Genomic DNA, 17,514 nt, shown 5'->3' on the forward strand with positions numbered 1-17,514 from the left:
TTGGGTGCCAGGCACTTAACTTATTAACTTATCGAGCTCCCCGGCCCCGCCTCATGTCCTGTGGAAGCTGGCCGGCGGGTTAAGGAACCTGAGCCGGGGCGAATTCAGGCAGTTTGCCGCCTGGCTGGGTGCCCGGCGATTTTTTATGGCACCAGCATAGCCGGCGCGGCCGTCCTGCTGGGCCTGCTGCGCTTAAGTATGGAGAAGGAAGGAGAGATGCTTGTGACCGGGACGGGACAGCCGCACCCGGCGGCAGAGGAGAAATTTGCCCTGGCGCCTGCCGACCCGGAGACCACAGTTGCCCTGTTAGTGCTAACCGTTCCCCTCGGGGTCCTTTCCCTGGTGGGTGTAGCGGTCGGCGTATCCGACCCGGCGGAACTGCCGGGTTTCTTTGTCGTTTTGTGCGGCATAGTGCTGATGACAGTGTTGCTGATGGCTGTTTTCTTTGCCTTTACGCCCGCGGCTTACATTCTGGACGCCCAGGGAATAAGGATCACCAGGCGTCTGGTTCGCCCGGTGTTCGTGCCTTACGCGCTGGTGAAGAATGTTGCGACGCAGCGTTTTGCCGGGCCGCCTTTCGCCATCGTCCGGCTGGGCTCCTACCCTCCGTGGGGGCTTTTCGGTTATTTCGGCCGGTTCAAGGTGGAGCGCCTAGGGTGGATCAGGGTCTACGCCACGTCCTGGAAAAACGAGATGGTGGTGCTGGAAACGGACCGGGAACCGTACTTTCTTTCTCCTGCGGAACCGCAAAGGTTTTGCGATGCGCTGCGGACCCGGCTTTGCGGTACTGCGGCTTAGCGGTGCTGTTCGGCGCGTCCGGGGGTGCGGGCCGCAGTTGAAGACCGCCGGAATGGGGAGGTGCTGAGGCTGGGGGAAAAAGGTGGTGCTGGTATTAAGTTTGCTGCTGGCCGCGGCTGGAATCGTGCTGGCGACGCTCTTCCTGCTAGTGGCGGTGGGGGACAAGGCCGGAGGTTGTAATTGCAAAAGCCGGCACGCCAGTAGCCCGTCTGGTTCCAGTAACGGAGCGGCCGGCCCGGCGCGTTCCCGGCAGCGCAAAAGGGAGAGTCGGTATCAGCACAGATTTTAATGAGCCTCTTCCCGAGAATATTTTAGAGGCGTTTGAAAAATGAGAGCGCTGCTGGACACCCACGTTTTATTGTGGTTGGATTACCGACGATCCTCAGTTGTCCCCGCGAGCCCGGAAAATTATTAGCAGTGGAGAAAATAAGCTGTACCTCAGTGCCGCCAGCGGCTGGGAAATGGCTATTAAGGCCAGGCTTGGCAAGCTCTCTTTGCCGGATAACCCGGAACCCTTCATTCTCGAACAACTTGCCGTCAATGCCATTGAGCCCCTGGCTGTTTCGATGCGCCACGCCCTTCACGTTTATACCCTCCTGGATTTCCACCGGGACCCTTTTGAACGCCTTCTGATTGCCCAGGCTCAGTTAGAAAATCTGCCCATTATAACTGCGGATCCCCAAATTGCCAGTTACCCGGTAGAGGTTGTTTGGTGAAAGGCTTAAAGTCCGCTATATCTTGGTCAGAGAACCAGAAGCACCGGTAAGAATTTTTGCCGGAGCTTTTTGTTACTCTACTACCTTCAGCATGATTTCTTGCAGGATTTCCAGAAAGCAGGTAGGAGGTTCAAATCCCGGTGCTGAACGACGAAGTGCGTTGCAACAAGCTACATCTATCGACAAAGGTTGACACTTTTAAACAAGGAGATCGCGTGTTTGCTGTAGAAAATCATTATGAAATGTTGTTATTTATCCTCCACTTTGCTCATATTGCTTTCTTCTTCGGACCTGAAGAAAGGTTCTCCAGCGCGGGAGGGTCTAAAAAATAGATGGGGCAGGTAGGCCTGATGTGCCGTTCTTAGTGTTTAAAGTTTTTTTGCCTATGCGTATTTTCGTAATTATCGCGGTTTAATGAAGGGATGGAGCGACAGGCATGCAGACTGAAATATTGAATACGGACGGCCATATAGTACAGGGTAGACTGGGAAGACATGAAACTTTCACTCCTAGATATGGGTGGTTGAAAAAAGGGTATGACGCCGTAATCCAGGATGGCAACGTTTTTAAAGCTTCTGATGCAATAGAGCGGCTTGGTGTAGGAAAGAACATGGTTAGTTCTATCCGGTTCTGGTGTCAAGCGTTCAAATTGATTGAGCCTGCTCACAATGGGTGCATGGTGCCGACCGAACTGGGGCGTAGACTTCTTGATGATAACGGCTGGGACCCTTTCCTGGAGGATGTGGCATCCTTATGGTTGCTGCACTGGCAGCTTTTTGTGCCGCGTCTCGAGGCAGTTAGCTGGACGCTGGCCTTTAATAAATGCAACCTCTGGAGTTTTGACATCAAACAACTAACCAAAGTAATATTCAGTGCCGCTCAGAAATATCCGAGCTTTAAAACAATATCCGAAAATTCTTTTGAAAGGGATGCTTCTTGCATCATCCGGATGTACGCCGACGTGCCGTTAGAAAAAGAATCTGAGATTGAATGCCCATTCACACAGCTTGGGATTATTCGCAAAGCAGAAGAGAAGAATTCAGTTTGCTTTGACACCACGGAAAAGCAAAACCTTCCGCCACTGATATTTGCCGCTGCGTGTTTTTCTTACATAGATTCTTATGTATCGGCAAAACAAAGGACCATATCTCTTCACCGGTTGACCTACGATTTCAACTCTCCGGGTGTAGTCTTCAAAGTACCGGAAAGTGCGGTGGGATCCTATCTTTATACAGCAGCAAGGGAATTGAATGGTATTTCCTTGATCGAGACTACGGGTAGCCTGCAACTCTATTTCGATGGTGAACCTAGGGCACTATATTGGGATGCGCTACAGAAATATTATGATGGAGTTGTAAGAAGATGAAACTATTGGATTTTATATTCCCGGATATGAATATCGTTCGTTCGGTTAATCTGGAACGAGATTATGAGCACATAGGCCTGATTGAGGATTATCAAATTACTGCCAAGACTCTGGAGATTCTTGGTCGTTTTGTGGATGCTTTGCAGGGCGAAAGGGTTTCCGCATGGTCGTTGACGGGACCATATGGTATGGGCAAATCAGCTTTTGTCAATTACCTGCTCGCTGTTACCGGTCCATCAGGCAGCAGGAGGTCACAAATTGCTTTAGAAAAGCTAAAATGTGCTGATTCAAAACTATATAGAGAACTTTCGAGTAGTATGAGCAGGATGGTTGGAAAAGCGGGATTTTTTCAGGTTCCCGTGACAGCTGCTTACGAGCCGGTGAACGACACTCTGGCACGTGGATTGCACAATGCGCTGGTTGCTTCCGAATTGCCCAATAAGGATGAACTTATCGCCAGATTGGAATCGCTCCGGGAGCAGAAAGTCATTGACTCCCAGAAGCTTTTCGCTGCATTCAAGGACACATATCATTTATCTAACAGACCATTGCTCATAGTAGTAGACGAGTTCGGTAAAAATCTGGACTACATGTCACACTATCATGACCGGGGCGACATTTTCATCATGCAACAACTCGCAGAAGTGGATTGGGTATATCTGTGGGTATGCCTGCATCAAGCCTTTGATGAGTACGCGTTCGGACTATCTACGGTTCAAAGGCAGGAATGGAGCAAGGTCCAGGGGCGTTTCGAGGATATCACCTTTGTAGAATCAACTGCTCAGATGCTCCATTTAATACGAAAGGTGCTTAAACAAAATTTACAGGAAGATCAAAAGGAACGCCTAAGGAAATGGGCAGAGGAAGCACGGTGGTTCGTTGAAGGAACTCACATGGCAAATAAGCAAGATTTTGATGTAAACACCATTGCAAGCCTATACCCTATTCATCCCCTTACTGCTATCGCCCTCGTCGAGCTATGCCGTCAATTTGCTCAAAACGATAGGACCCTGCTTTCCTTCATGTGTAGCGGACATATGCATGCATTACCCGCATACCTCGAACATACGGAAGTCAGCGGCAAAGGGAGATTGCCTGCTGTGGGTCTGGATTACCTTTATGATTATTTTTTTAACATTAGCACTACTGTGTACAGCAACCGTGCCGTGTCACAGAGGTGGGTTGAGATTCAGGACATTATAGAAAACGCTGTTCACCTATCAGCGCAGGATCAGGCTATCTTAAAAAACATAGGCGTACTCAACCTTTTACCTGGCAACCTCGGGGTAAGAGCCAGTTTGGATACCATTTCCGCTATCATGGAATACTCCCATGGTTTGGATAGAAAGATGGTCAAAGAAACCGTCGAAAGTCTTGTTTATAAGGGCATCCTCCTGTTCAGGGAATATGCCGGGGAGTACCGGTTGTGGGAAGGCTCCGACTTTGACGTGTACGGGGCGCTCCGGGAAAGGAAAATGAAATTGTCCATCGGGTCACTTGATGCGCTTCTGCAGGAATACCTGCCGCTTTCCCCGGTTATTGCCTCCCGCCATGCTCACAAAACGGGAACCATCAGGCGTTTTGAACGGCGCTGGCTGGATGTGGAATTGCTTACAGGCGATCTAGCCCCGAAAAAGGGCTTCGATGGGCTCTTCCTGTATTGTTTCGGCACGCTTAAAGAACCGAGTTTTGTTCCGGAGGTGTGCCGTGATGGTCGGCCGCTGCTGGTGGCATACGTTCCTTCCCGGTCAACTCTTCATGAACTTGCTTTGGAGGTAGCCGCTGCTCGTTCAGTGCTCGAGGAAAGCCCCGAACTTGTTCATGACAGTGTGGCAAGAAAAGAAGTCAAGTTCCGGATCAAGGTAGCAGAACAGCAGTTTCGTGAGCACTTTGCCAGACTTTACTCGCCAGGCTCAGAGGACGTCCTGTGGTATTCAGAAGGAAGACGGATAGAAATACATAATGCCAGGGAACTGTCAGCTACGCTGTCTGAACTGTGCGACCGGTATTATTGCAAATGCCCGCGCATAGGTAATGAGATGATCAGTTATGATCACCTATCCAGCGCTGCCGCACGGGCACGGCGTGAGCTGGTGGAAGCGATGGTGACCAGGGCTGGCGAAGAGCGGCTTGGACTGCAGGGCTTTGGCCCCGAGGTAGCGGTGTACAGGTCACTGCTCCTGGCGGAAGGGCTGCATGTAAAAGATGAGGAGACCGGCTGCTGGCATTTTTCGCTTGAAGGGAATGATCCCCAGTTAAAATATCTTTGGAAACAGATAGACGAATGTATAAACACTGCCGGTGACCAGGGAATAAGCGTAGCCAATATCCTCAGTGTGCTGCGTGAACCGCCGTTTGGAATGAGGCAGGGTCCGGCCCCAATCTACATCTGTTTATACCTCCTTGTTAAATCCGATGAAATTGCAGTGTTTCAAGAGGGCACTTACCGGCCTTATTTGACTGCTTCCGAAATGGCTTTGATGCTCAAGCGACCGGATTTATTCGTACTCAAGCGATTTGTTTCCAACAATGTGGAACGGGAAGTTTTTGATATATACAAAAACATATTGAATAAAGCTCAGATAGAGGGTAATCCCGGACTACGTAATACCACCATGCTGGGTGTCGTAGGTCCGTTGGTCAAATTCGTGAATGAACTGCCTGCGTATGCAAGGAACACCAGGCAAATATCCCGCGAAGCCCAACAATTGCGCTTAGCCATTCAGAACTCTGTTGAACCGATACGCCTCTTGTTTGAAGAATTGCCCGGGGCAGTCGGAATTGATATAAAAGCAAAAACCGGAAACGACAGCGCCTGGCGAGAGGAGCTACAGGTCAAACTGCGTTCAGCACTTTACGAGCTGGGTCAAGCATATCCCGCCCTTAATGCTAAAGTGCAGAAGACGATGCTACAGGTCTTTGAGGGCGAGAACCTGCAAGAGTTGTACAAAAAACAGCGGGAACGTACCAAGCCGCTATTAGATATTTGTGATGAACCCGAACTCAAATCCGTGCTTCAGGCCTTCGCAAGAGAATACCGGGATCCGGCTGAATGGGTAAGAGGAATCGCCGGTATTGTGATTAAAAAACATATGGATTCCTGGAATGATCAGGATTTCATGCTGTTCGCTGCAAAACTACGGGATTACGCCGACCGTATCCGGCAACTTGAGACATTAGCTTCCCTAAATGGCTGCTATGTGAAGGAGAACACCAGGTTAATCAGCATCATGAGGCCTGGTGGCAAGATCAGGAGAGAGGTTGTTAATGTAATTTCCACTCAAGATGCCGAAGTCCAGGGTAAGGTTAGCGAGATCCTGGCTCTTCCAGAAGAAAAATCCAGGGCTATCCTGGTAGCTTTAGCGGAGAAAATATTTGCGGGTGATTCAAATGACCACTAACCCCAACCTTAACAAAGACAGAAAAGAACGTCACATCCTCGCTCTCTCAGGAGGCAAGGACAGCGCGGCACTGGCCGTTTACATGCGCGATAAATATCCTGACCTGGATATAGAGTACGTTTTTACAGACAGCGGATGTGAGCTACCAGAGACGTACGAGTATTTGGATAGAATAAGGGCTGTTCTTAATATTGATATAACAATACTCAAATCCGAGAGAAATTTTGATTACTGGCTGAAATACTATAAAGGTGTCTTGCCATCTCCAAAAAACAGGTGGTGTACTCGCCAACTTAAGCTTAAACCTTTTGAGGCTTATATTGGTGATGATTTAACCTATAGCTATGTTGCTCTTAGGGCAGATGAGAATCGAAAGGGATATCTAAGTAAAAAGAGGCACGTTATTCCTAGATACCCTTTTGTAGAGGATGGAATCACGCTTCAAGATGTAATTAACATATTACAAAACTGCGGTTTGGGATTACCAGCCTATTACGGGTGGAGAAAAAGGTCAGGATGTTATTTCTGTTTTTATCAATCTGATGATGAATGGAGAGCTTTGAAAAAATATCATCCGGAGGAATTTGAGAAAGCTTGTCAATATGAAGAAAACCATTCTGATGGCAGGATTTATACTTGGAGAGGGAAAAAAGGAGGCAAGCCGTTGTTTTTGCGAGATATTGATGATTTTGTACCATCAGGAGAAAAACAGCGGTATGAAGAAAGCATTAACAAGAAATTATCAAGCTTACTGAAAGATATAAAACTCATTGGTATAAATACAAACTATGTACTAAGTTGAGGTGGAATATATGCAAATTGCCAAAGAGTTGTTAAATAAATTGAGAGTATATAAGCGAAGAGCAGATATTAATCCACATAAGTATCTGCTCCTTTTATCAATTATTACTATATTTAAAGAGAATATTAATCATGATAATAGATTTACTTTTAATGAGTTAGAGCCAATTTTTCTGTCGCACTTTAATAACTTATTTCCTGATGTGCCAAATTATAGAAAGGTACTGGAATATCCTTTTTACCATCTGCAGAGCGATGGATTTTGGCATCTGCAAGTTAAAGAAGGGAAAGAGGCAATATACCGCATGTATAAAAGTTCACGAATGACGAAAAAACGGCTTCTTGAAACCGTGGATTACGCATACTTGGACAATGATGTATACGAGTTGATGAGATATAAAGAGAGCCGAGAATTATTAGAGAATGAGATACTTAACTTGCTGTGTGGTGAATATTATTTTAGTGCTGAAAATGATACAGATGGCATTGTTGTAAAAGAAAGAAATAGTTTATTTGAATATGAACAGTCCGCAATTGAGATTATTAATAATAATATTCTTAGTCAACACATCGGTAAACTTGTGAACAATGTTTCTTTACATGATACCCAATCAAATAACTATTATGAATATGACGTAATTCTGGTCACTCATTCAGGGATATATGTCGTTGAACTTAAACACTGGTCAGGTCATATACGTATCGCACCGTATAACTGGGAGATCAATGGCACCCATTACAGGACCGATCCGCATAAAAACAACAGTTTCAAGTGTAAGGTATTAAAAGGTATTTACCAGCATCATTTCAGGACATATCCCGACGTATGGGTAGAGTCCGTAGTGGTACTCACGAATAATGAGGCCATAGTAGAAGGAGCCTCCGCGCCGGGGCTTGCTGCCGAGCGGGACATGCACAACCCTACTTTTGCATCCATTTCTGACTTCATCACCTACCTGAAGAAAAAGGAATCGTCAACCAGTAGATCTCTGCTTGATGACACGCAAATCGACGCTATCATTAATTACCTGAAGAGCCTTAATACGCCCAGGCCAAGTTTAAAATACTGCATTCCCGGCTATGAGACTCTCGAGTATATTTCTCAAAAGCCGGAGTGTATCGAACTGATAGCCCGGCCGATTGACGGGCGAGCGAAAGGGCTGAGTCGTTTCCGCGTTTTCCGAATACCCAACCAGGCAGTACCGGAAGAGAAGGAACGGTTTATCAGGAAGGCCTGGAATACCCTGGATGCAGTATCCCGGATCGGTGACCATCCCCACATTCATAAGGTGTGGGTGATGAGGAACGAGGATGGTGACATCATCGAGGGGTCGGAATGGTCGGAAACAGGAACGCTGCGCGACCAGATCCGCCAGCAGAAAGGGGCTTTCCCGGTTGACACAACCTTGAGAATATGCCGCGGAATTGCCCTGGCCCTGAACAGGGCGCATCAGGCCGGTGTAATCCACCGTGCGGTCAAACCGGAAAACATACTCATGATGAACGGCATTCCCAAATTAATAAATTTTGACCTGGCATATCAGATTGAAGAAGTCCATGTTACTGTTATGCCGGATGTATCAAAGATCAAGGACGATGGCTACATAGCGCCGGAAATTCTCGCAGGCCAGGATATTGATGAAGGAACCGATTTCTTCAGCCTGGGAGTTATTGCTTACGAAATGCTTACCGGAGCCAGGCCTTTTGCCAGTGTCAGAGCATTTATCGCACAGGGGGGGCTATTGAATGAGCAGGCCCGGCAAAAGCTAACAGAAACAGGGGCTCCTGATGAGGTCATAGAAGCCATCATGGGCATGGTCATTGCCGACCGGGTAAGACGATTAAAAGATGGCGAGAAGATTATTGCCGCGTTCAGTCTGGATACAGAGGGAAGCCGAAAAGGTACCGATCCGGTGGCCGTTAATCCAAGGCTGCAACCCGGCGAACAGTATGATGTTTATGAGATCCTTGAGCTGATTGGCGAGGGAGCGGAAGCACAGATTTACAGGGCGAAGACTATCCGCTCAGAAGAGGTGGTTTTAAAGCTTTTTAACAAGGAGATCCCGCGGGAAAGGATTTTCAAAGAAGCCGAGATCACCAGTGCTGTAGATTCAACGTATGTGGTTCATTGCGATAATCGAATTGGGCACTGGAAAAATGACCGTTTCTTTCTCGTATTGGATTACATCGAGGGCGAATCCATGCGGAAGATGATTGACCGGAATGAAAGACCGGACCTCGAAACCTTCCGGACCGTTGCGCTGTGCTTAATGGAGGCGGTGGAAGCTTTTCACGAACATAAGGATAGGAATGGCACCCCAAGGCCTCTGCTCCACAGCGATATCAAACCGGATAACATTTTAATTACCAAGGACCGGAAAGCGGTCCTGATAGACTGTGGGATCGCCGGCGAGCCCCGGGTTGATGTCTTCCAGGGTACTTTCGGCTATGTTCCTCCGGACAGCATATCCGGGACAGATAGGCTCTTTTCCCAGGACGGCGATCTATTCGCACTGGGTGTAACTCTATGGGAGTGGCTCTTTGGGACGAAGCCTTACAATAACCCCGCTATCGGTGATAATCCGCAGATCCCCGAGACTCTTGGCGATGATGTGCAGGAATACCTTCCCTGGCTAATGAAAGCTGTAGCTACAGAAGCAAGCAAGCGTTTTACCACAATAAAAGAAATGCGGGAATCTTTCATAGGGCTCAAAAAAATAAAGGAGGAATCAGCCGAGCTAGTAGAAAAGGAATGTGCTACGGGACTAGACAGCGCTCAGAAGCTGGAAACGTCTCTGGCGAACAAAATTGTTGGTGTTGAGCAAACAGAAGAGGTTACGGAGCAGTTGCTGCCTGTGAATCCCTTTGTCACCTACCTCAATTCGCTTTCCAATGCATCTGCTTTTAATGAAAATGCTACCGCAGAATCCCAGCTAGGTAACCCTTTCTTTGCCAGGATATTCGTGGCTAATCCGCTTGCCGATTTTATTTATGAAAAGCTCATCAGCGAACACCGCAACGTTATCCTCACCGGTAATGCCGGTGATGGTAAGACAACCATTGCTGCAGAGATCTTCAAGAAGGTGACAGGTGAGTTCCGCTTGCTGCAGCCGAGAGAAGATATCGCTGCAAGTAACCTCGTCATCATTAAAGACATGAGCGAGTTGCCTGAAGATAATCGTATCGAAGTTTTGATGGAGGCTGTGGGGAGCCAAAAAAATAGTTATCTCATTGTATCCAATACAGGCACGCTGCTGGAGAGTTTCAGGAAACTGAAAGTAAATGGAAGAAAAACCGATGAAAGCGAACTGTTAAAGGCCCTTGAAGCAGATACCCCCCAATCTGTGCTCGATGGGCGCTTTCTGATCGTGAACATTGGTAGAATGGACAGCATTAAAACCGCTTGTGATGTTTTTAAACGCATGCTGGATCCAGCGAACTGGCTCCCAAATAAAAACTGTCAATACAGGGAATATTGTCCGATCTTCAGAAATGTAAAACTTCTCCAGGAGAATCTGGACGTAGTCTGTGAGCGGGTTATGCTTCTCTACAGGCGCCTGTACGAATATAATGTCCGCCTTACCATGCGGCAGATGACCGGCCACCTGGCATACGCCATTACCGCCGGACGAAGCTGCGCGGAAATTGGTGCCATGTCCCTTATTGCTCTGCAGGATTGTCTTTGCGGCTCCCTTTTCTTTAACCGCTTTTTCGGGGATGATGGCAATAATGTTGCAGCAGAGGCCATGCAACTGCTGCCGGTGCGGCGGATCCGGGAGGCCGAGTTCGGGGTGGTGCTCGCATCCTCATTTGAAAGAAAAGTCTGGATGAGAGAAGGGAAAGCACTACCCCTAACGGGAGAAGCCTTACCGATATACCAGAAACTGCTAGACGAACTAAATCGAGACGGCCCTGCGGCCCGCCGGCAGTTGCGGCGTCTTGTCTATTTTTTCGGTTCGCTGGACGATGAGGCCGGTAAACGTTATATCTCCATCTTTTTACGTTCACCCATGCTAATTAAATTTCTGGAATTTTCCCAGGGCGCCAGTAGAATACCGCCGCCGTTAGAACGCAACTACCGTCTCCGGATATTGCAGGTATTACAGGAATATTTCATCGGTGTGCGCTTGCCGGAAGAAATCTGGCAGGCGAAAGACCTGTATATTACCCTCAAACGGCACAGAGGCGGTGCCAGAACGCAAATGGTACTGGCAGATTTTCGGGTAGATGATTTTGAATTGACCGTCAAGCCAAGGTACCAGGCAGGTGAAAAAAGCAGCGGGGTGTTCTGCCTGCGCTTCAAACAAGGCGATGTGGAGATGGAACTCGACCTGCCGTTTCTTGATTATGTGGCCCGGAGATATGAAGGCGATGTGGCGGAAGAGCTTTCCGCCTATTATGCCGATCGCCTGGAGCGGTTCAAGGTGGAACTAATGCATCTATATAATGAGAATCGTAAACAGCATGATCAACAACATTTGCAGTTGTTACGGGTAGGCCCTGACCGCAGGTTTCAGGTGATGAAAGTGCTTGTTTCCGACGCTTCATTGGAGGTGCTTTTATGAGTTTACCGTTGCCCTTCCCTCGTCTTGACGTTTCCGATGATTATAACCCGGCCATACGGCTGTTTGGCAAGCGCTTTATCAAAGAACAAACCGTTGTGGAATACCTGGCCGAGTTCCTGGCCGTCGTCTTTTCGGATAAGTGGATCGGTAATGGTGAGGTAATTAAGTCGCCCCTCCCATCCCTTGAAGAATTGAAAAGGTGGTCTGTCTCCGCCAAGACCAAACTGCAGTACAAGCCGCCCATTAAACTAAACCTGAAACTGTTTGCATTTCTGAGCATTTCCCGGGTTGATTCAAGACACGACGTGCATAAGAAACATTACGAAGATTTGTGCAGAAAATTAAAAAGCAACTTAAAAGCAAGCAATGGAAATGCACAAGAAGTAATAGACTGGATAGAGGAGCTTTTGCGCGGTTTTCAAGGGGCCGGCTTTAATAGGGCCTGGTGCGCCCAGACTTTCTATCCTGTTTCTGCGAGTCTCCTGACACAAGAAACAATATGGAATGAAACTGTCGCAAGGAAAGAATCTATCCGGAGTTGGGACGATAGTATAACAAGATTTAAGAAGTATTATAGTGTCACGCGACGAGACTTTCTCGCCAGGGGGGGAGAAGTATTATACCTGCAATTGTGCAATGTTTTCGCAACCGAACAGGCAGAGGTTACAAAATTTGCCGAATCGATGGGATTTTCTACCGATGAAGCCGACCTGAAAAAGCTACACGGGTCATTGCAGGAAGGGTTGCAGAAGCTGAGCGGCCAATATACAGGCCCCTTTGACCGGTTAGTTGATTACATAGAGTTGCTCGATAAAAAAACGCACGAATTGACCAACATGGAAGCTGAATGCTTGACCTGTGAGTGGTGCCCTGAGGAAAGCTGGCGGGAGGCTTATCTGTTTGCTGTGGAAATCAACCGCCTGCTGACTGCGGTATTGGAGCCGGTTGAACGCCTGGAGCTGATGATGACGGGATGCGCTCTGCAGGTTCTGCGCAGTTTGTGCGCCCAGAGCGTAAGGTATGCTGGAGGTTCTGCCGTAGCAGCAAATGGAAGCGCGCTGGGGTATGCCTGGATATTCTCGCCGCCGGGTTTGCCTTCGCGCCAGCAGCGCCTGGCTTCCCAGCGGAACCTGCAGGTCATTCAGGGACTTATCCAGAAAGCCCTGCGCTATGATGAATTGGTGAAAAACGCTGCAGGAGCAGAACCCAGGATCAAAGTAGATAAGCTTTATAGAGAAGCAGACAACAAATACGGGCACAAGTTGTTCCTTTCCCTGGGTAAGAAACTGGGAATTATTGTACCACAGAGGGGACGCGGGGCCAGGTTAATCATGACCGACAACATCCTGCGATATATGGTGTTGGTTCTCTTGAAACCCGGTGAGCGCTGCACTTATGAGGAATTTCTGCAGCGACTTTACCGCCATTATGGTATTGCTATTGAAGGGGAGGAACTCACAGAGGCCGTGATCTGGAGCGGATTGCCTGCCAACAGCTCCATACAGCCGCTAAAGGGCTCCTGGTTGGCCAGGATGCTCCGGGCAGGCGGCTTTTTGACCGAGCTTTCTGACGCGTGTTCCATTGTGCACAATACTTTTGGCAAAAATAAATAATTTGGAACAGGGGTAGGCACATTATGAGGTACATGTCTAATACGATAGTTGAATACATCTTGGGAGAAACAAGCCGAAATTCCGGCACGCTCAGGTTCGTGCTGCCTTCCTATCCCTCAGATCTCCTTTTGGCAATAGGTTGCGAACTTGAAGAACGATTCAGCAGGGGATTGGACCTCCGGGTTAGTTTTAAGTACGGGATCGCTTATCGTCTGGGTAAGGAATGGCAGAACGGCACGGATACCGACAGGGCAAACTTTGCTGCAATTTGTAAAAAAGGATGGTATAACGCGGACGATAATCTGACCAACCTCCGAAATACAGTGAAAAACCCCGACGATGATTGTCTTGTCATCCTGTTAGCTGGATACGAGCATATTGATGACCAGGCAAGCCTGCAGGATTTCTTCCATCTGGACCAGCAGGCCGTTTGGGAACTGTGCCTGCAAAGGTCATTCTACGACTGGGTGCATGCCTGCCTGAAAGATTATGTAAATCCGGATGGCAGCGAGCAGGATTTTAAAAATATCGCTGATTTGTTCAAAGCCCTTTACGATTACGGCCTGACAGATGTCCTGGAAGTTAGCCGCTATCTGGAAAAGCAAAGTTTCACGGGGGTGATGAGTGGCAGCGATGCCTACCGCCTTATCCTCAGCGACCTGTCATATTTCAGGTTGCCTTGCATGACCGGACTTACGGGACGGTATGCAACAAGAAGGTCTTTTTCCAGATATATCACCCCGGCACAGGAGTTTTTCAATTACAGCATGTTCCTTGATGCCTCTGCCAGGGAAAAAGCCAAAAAAAAGATCGAAAAGTTCAGGGCCAGGTGCGGGGATGAACAGTTGGAAAGCGATACCCTGGGTCCATTTGCGTCGCTGGATGAGTTGCTGGATGCCCTGAAAGATTATATTGAAAACAGGTCGGAGGCAGCCCGCGCGCAATTGCAGACCGCCGACTTCATCTATATTTACGATAAGATCCTCGGTTACAGAGAGAAAAATGGACAAATTGAGCATGATCCTAAACCGAGAAAATTATCTGGTTTGCCTCCGGAAGTCTTCCTGCGGGCATTATGGATTACACTGGGAGATTATAAAAAGGAAGAAAAAGCGCGTTCGGTACTTGCCGCGGAAAGTTTGCGTAGTATCACCCTGCGAAGCACCTTGTTCAAACATGATTTCGATGCTGGTGACGAAGGCGATGACAAGGACCGGGCAGAAACCTTCCTGTGTCATGTACTGGGCGGAATTGATGGGTTTCTCGAGGATCAGCTGCGTTTGAAGTTAGGAGGCAAATATAATCCGGTCACGGTTGATTTTATGTCCTGTCTCTGTCCTGGCGAGAAGAACGACACCCTGGCATACAACAAGACGACAACAGCAGAGCCATCACTTAAGTTCGAGGTTATTATCTCGCCTCACGAGGGTGAACCCTACCGGCGCGAATTTCTCTGGACCCTACCCCAAAACCACCAGAGCCGTCTTCTGACAGACCTGTACAGATGGGCCCTGGAAGAATACGAAAGGAATGGTAATGCTCTGCCGGCTTTTGCGGTGCCATACATGACAGAGATCTTTATGGCCCGTGACGAGGAAGAGGTAAACCGACTTCTGGGCTCCGCCCTGCGGAGCGGAAAGTGCTCCATGGCCGACTTGCTTAGTGCCGAGGGCATTGATAATGAAGATGAGGTCAAGCCGCTACTGGTCGAATTATCAAGGTGTTATCAATTATTCCTTAAAGAGTTTAAGACATCGGGTTTCTTCAGTGCGCTGGACAAGAGATATGATGCTCTGCGAAAAGCCTATTGCGCTGCTTATGAAAGATATCTTGAGAAGAGTGGGGAGAGCGCTTTAGGCCCGCTCCTCATGAAGGCCTTTATGATTGTATCCGATAGTGACCTGGCTCAAACTAATTGGGTTTGGAATGAATATCTGCAATGTGCGGTAGTCACCCCTTTGCACCCGGCTCTGCTAGAGATGCTTCGTCACCAGCATGCTTACCTGTGCGAGAGCTTTTGCGTTTATGCGAAGAGAGGGTTGGAGGAATCCGGCGACAGAATGTTTACTGAAAAGCGCTGGGACCGGGTATCAGATCTCACCAGGATACAATGGCCGATTTTTGGTACCCTGAAAGATTTGAACCTGGTGCTCGATACCAATGTCCGCAGTTATGGCTATATTCATCTTGTAGGCGAGTGCCGGGAATCTTCATCCTCAATTAGTTCTCGATTGATTCTGGAATACGACAATACCGAGGATGAGGAGATAGCAGACACAGAACTCTTCCGGGAGACCCGGGATTCCCAGCTTATCAAGCAGGTACTGCTGGATTACCGGGAGCTGCACACTTACGCCGATGACGGGATAAGTATCGGTGCCTATTGCGGAAGGGAAATACAACCTGTTATTGCAGGGATTGATGCTTATCTTGCGGCTATCCTGGCGGAACGCGGAGAACGTGTATATGCACTTCACTTGATTATTTTTTCTGACAGTGGGGACGATTCGGCCATCATGCGATGGGTCAACGCATGGAAGGACCGGTGGCAGGAAGCGGAACTGTCACACAGCAAACAGCATTACAGCAATTGCAGAATCTCCATCGCCTATCGGGTCGTTTCCAGAGATGATAATTTTGGGCAATTTATGAAGTTATTGAAGGGCACAGACCTGGATGTGATATTTTTTACGAACTTCATTGAATCAGGTGCAAGCCGTTTTGAGTTGCTTGGGGAAGATTATTATACTCAGGGAGATTACCGTAAGTTCCCGGTGCTGGAAAAAGTCTGTTGTCGGGTAACCGGCGGTGGGAGGGATAAACAGCGCGAGAGAGTGCTGAGCAACCAGCGATTCAGGCTGGGAGCATTGCATGCGGAAGTTATGGCTCACATCAAAAATGGGCACTCCGATGCGGTAAAGAAACATGCAGTTATTAGCCTTAGCGATTTCCAGCCGTGGACAGGTGTAATAGATGCCGCTCATGAACACAGTGCATGGGTAGTGTGTATAGATCCTGCCGTGGATGAGCAACTGCTCCGGCGGGTAGAGACAGATGGCACCAAGGCCCGGGAGATCATCGGTTTCGGCACTGGTGTCGGACCACATGGGGAGAACAACTATACAATTTCTACCGAGCAATTTGCCATGGCAGACATTACAAAGAAGATCAGTTCACAGATATCTGCACTGTTGGGACCCTTGGAACTGGACCTCTCCAAGCGTATCGCTGAAAGCCTGGTTAGAGAAGCGGCGCACATTGCTGGTCTTTCAGTAGTAAAAGCAACCGGTCCATCCAGGTATGTGCGGGAATTTATTGCCAATGCGATGGTCAGGAAGCTGCTGCGCAGGGATAACAGTGCCTTTTGTGACGAAATCATCTCACTCGATGCTTTCCGGCACTGGTTCGATGATGCCGCGGACGGTAAACGCCCTGACATCTTGAGACTGCAGGCAAATATCGTGGACGGGTATTTTGAGATAAAGGCTCAGATTATCGAATGTAAACTGGCCCAGCAGTCAGAAGGGTATCTAGAAAAAGCTCGCCAGCAGATTGAGAGCGGCTTGAAGCAACTGGCCACCTGTTTCCGTCCCCGGGAAACAGAGAATCCCGTAGGGATTGATGATAAACCCGATCAACGTTACTGGTGGATGCAGCTTCACCGCTTGATAGCCAGCAAAGGCGAAACAAACCGGCCCAGGTACAAGGAAACTCTCCTCGCCCTGGAGCGTTTGAGCGAAGGGTACTTTAACATCACATGGCAGGCAGCGGCAGTTGCGTTTTGGACCGACCTGGACAGCGATTCCATGCAGTGTAACCCTCAATGGAATTTTAGTTTGGACGGACAGAATATGGTCATATTCGTGGCTACGGCGGGAAGGAATTTTATTAAAAAGGCATGCCTTGAAGATACGGCAGCGGATATTTTCTGCAGTGAGTCCAGAATAAGTTATAGTTTCAGCAAGAGCGAAAGGAAACCTGGTATTGATGTAAGCGTCAAATACAACCCACCTTGGCATAATACCCAAGTTTAAGGGATAATCTTCCTCAGATAAAAGCTCGATGAGGAGGATTTTTTCTTATGACCAAAGCCGAACGGGAAGCGCTATGGGAAACCCGAATAGCCGAATACAAGATGAGTGGGCAAAGCGTCAGAGAATGGTGCGCCGCCCATGAAGGCATCAGCCCCAGGCAGTTATGGTACTGGCTGCGAAAGTTTAAAGACCGGAACGGAGTTACCCCAGGAAAATCAAA

General features: G+C 48.3%; 11 protein-coding genes. All 11 read left to right on the plus strand.

Translation table 11 applies throughout. The features are described 5' to 3' along the window. Positions 1 to 216 precede the first annotated feature (216 nt). Positions 217 to 798: a PH domain-containing protein gene (locus BUA65_RS05305; protein WP_165613198.1), complete on the plus strand. Its 582-nt coding sequence runs from the start codon at positions 217 to 219 to the stop codon at positions 796 to 798. 85 nt (positions 799 to 883) lie between these two features. After that, a complete protein-coding gene (locus tag BUA65_RS05310; protein WP_131821462.1) occupies positions 884 to 1,087 on the plus strand; it encodes a hypothetical protein in 204 nt (67 codons plus the stop codon). A 97-nt stretch (positions 1,088 to 1,184) separates the two neighbouring features. Next, positions 1,185 to 1,514: a type II toxin-antitoxin system VapC family toxin gene (locus tag BUA65_RS05315; RefSeq protein ID WP_341349607.1), complete on the plus strand. Its 330-nt coding sequence runs from the start codon at positions 1,185 to 1,187 to the stop codon at positions 1,512 to 1,514. Positions 1,515 to 1,654: 140 nt separating this feature from the next. Continuing rightward, positions 1,655 to 1,846: a hypothetical protein gene (locus BUA65_RS05320; protein ID WP_072867797.1), complete on the plus strand. Its 192-nt coding sequence runs from the start codon at positions 1,655 to 1,657 to the stop codon at positions 1,844 to 1,846. A gap of 104 nt (positions 1,847 to 1,950) precedes the next feature. After that, the gene (locus BUA65_RS05325) at positions 1,951 to 2,880 is read left to right on the plus strand and encodes a DUF4007 family protein (RefSeq protein WP_072867799.1); all 930 of its coding nucleotides are present in this window, start codon (positions 1,951 to 1,953) and stop codon (positions 2,878 to 2,880) included. Then, on the plus strand, positions 2,877 to 6,281 hold the full coding sequence (locus BUA65_RS05330; protein WP_072867800.1) for a hypothetical protein: 3,405 nt from the start codon (positions 2,877 to 2,879) through the stop codon (positions 6,279 to 6,281). Before BUA65_RS05325 ends, BUA65_RS05330 begins: the two co-directional genes overlap by 4 nt. Beyond that, a complete protein-coding gene (locus BUA65_RS05335) occupies positions 6,271 to 7,083 on the plus strand; it encodes a phosphoadenosine phosphosulfate reductase domain-containing protein (RefSeq protein WP_072867802.1) in 813 nt (270 codons plus the stop codon). Before BUA65_RS05330 ends, BUA65_RS05335 begins: the two co-directional genes overlap by 11 nt. Positions 7,084 to 7,093: 10 nt before the next feature. Continuing rightward, positions 7,094 to 11,647, plus strand: coding sequence for a protein kinase domain-containing protein (locus tag BUA65_RS05340; protein WP_072867803.1), 4,554 nt, complete (start codon positions 7,094 to 7,096; stop codon positions 11,645 to 11,647). Further along, positions 11,644 to 13,260: a hypothetical protein gene (locus BUA65_RS05345; RefSeq protein WP_072867805.1), complete on the plus strand. Its 1,617-nt coding sequence runs from the start codon at positions 11,644 to 11,646 to the stop codon at positions 13,258 to 13,260. Before BUA65_RS05340 ends, BUA65_RS05345 begins: the two co-directional genes overlap by 4 nt. A 23-nt stretch (positions 13,261 to 13,283) precedes the next feature. Further along, positions 13,284 to 17,294, plus strand: coding sequence for an ATP-binding protein (locus BUA65_RS05350; protein ID WP_207543858.1), 4,011 nt, complete (start codon positions 13,284 to 13,286; stop codon positions 17,292 to 17,294). Between the two features lie 47 nt (positions 17,295 to 17,341). Further along, positions 17,342 to 17,514, plus strand: a 173-nt coding sequence (gene tnpA, locus BUA65_RS19320; RefSeq protein WP_207543861.1) for an IS66 family insertion sequence element accessory protein TnpA, incomplete at its 3' end; no start/stop codon positions are given.

It is taken from the genome of Desulfofundulus thermosubterraneus DSM 16057 (assembly GCF_900142025.1).
Classification (GTDB): Bacteria; Bacillota; Desulfotomaculia; order Desulfotomaculales; family Desulfovirgulaceae; genus Desulfofundulus; species Desulfofundulus thermosubterraneus.

Coding starts and splice junctions, on each gene's coding strand:
- BUA65_RS05330 (WP_072867800.1), top strand. CDS start 2,877: ATGAAACTATTGGATTTTATATTCCCGGATATGAATATCGTTCGTTCG.
- BUA65_RS05340 (WP_072867803.1), top strand. CDS start 7,094: ATGCAAATTGCCAAAGAGTTGTTAAATAAATTGAGAGTATATAAGCGA.
- BUA65_RS05335 (WP_072867802.1), top strand. CDS start 6,271: ATGACCACTAACCCCAACCTTAACAAAGACAGAAAAGAACGTCACATC.
- BUA65_RS05305 (WP_165613198.1), top strand. CDS start 217: ATGCTTGTGACCGGGACGGGACAGCCGCACCCGGCGGCAGAGGAGAAA.
- BUA65_RS05350 (WP_207543858.1), top strand. CDS start 13,284: ATGAGGTACATGTCTAATACGATAGTTGAATACATCTTGGGAGAAACA.
- BUA65_RS05325 (WP_072867799.1), top strand. CDS start 1,951: ATGCAGACTGAAATATTGAATACGGACGGCCATATAGTACAGGGTAGA.
- BUA65_RS05345 (WP_072867805.1), top strand. CDS start 11,644: ATGAGTTTACCGTTGCCCTTCCCTCGTCTTGACGTTTCCGATGATTAT.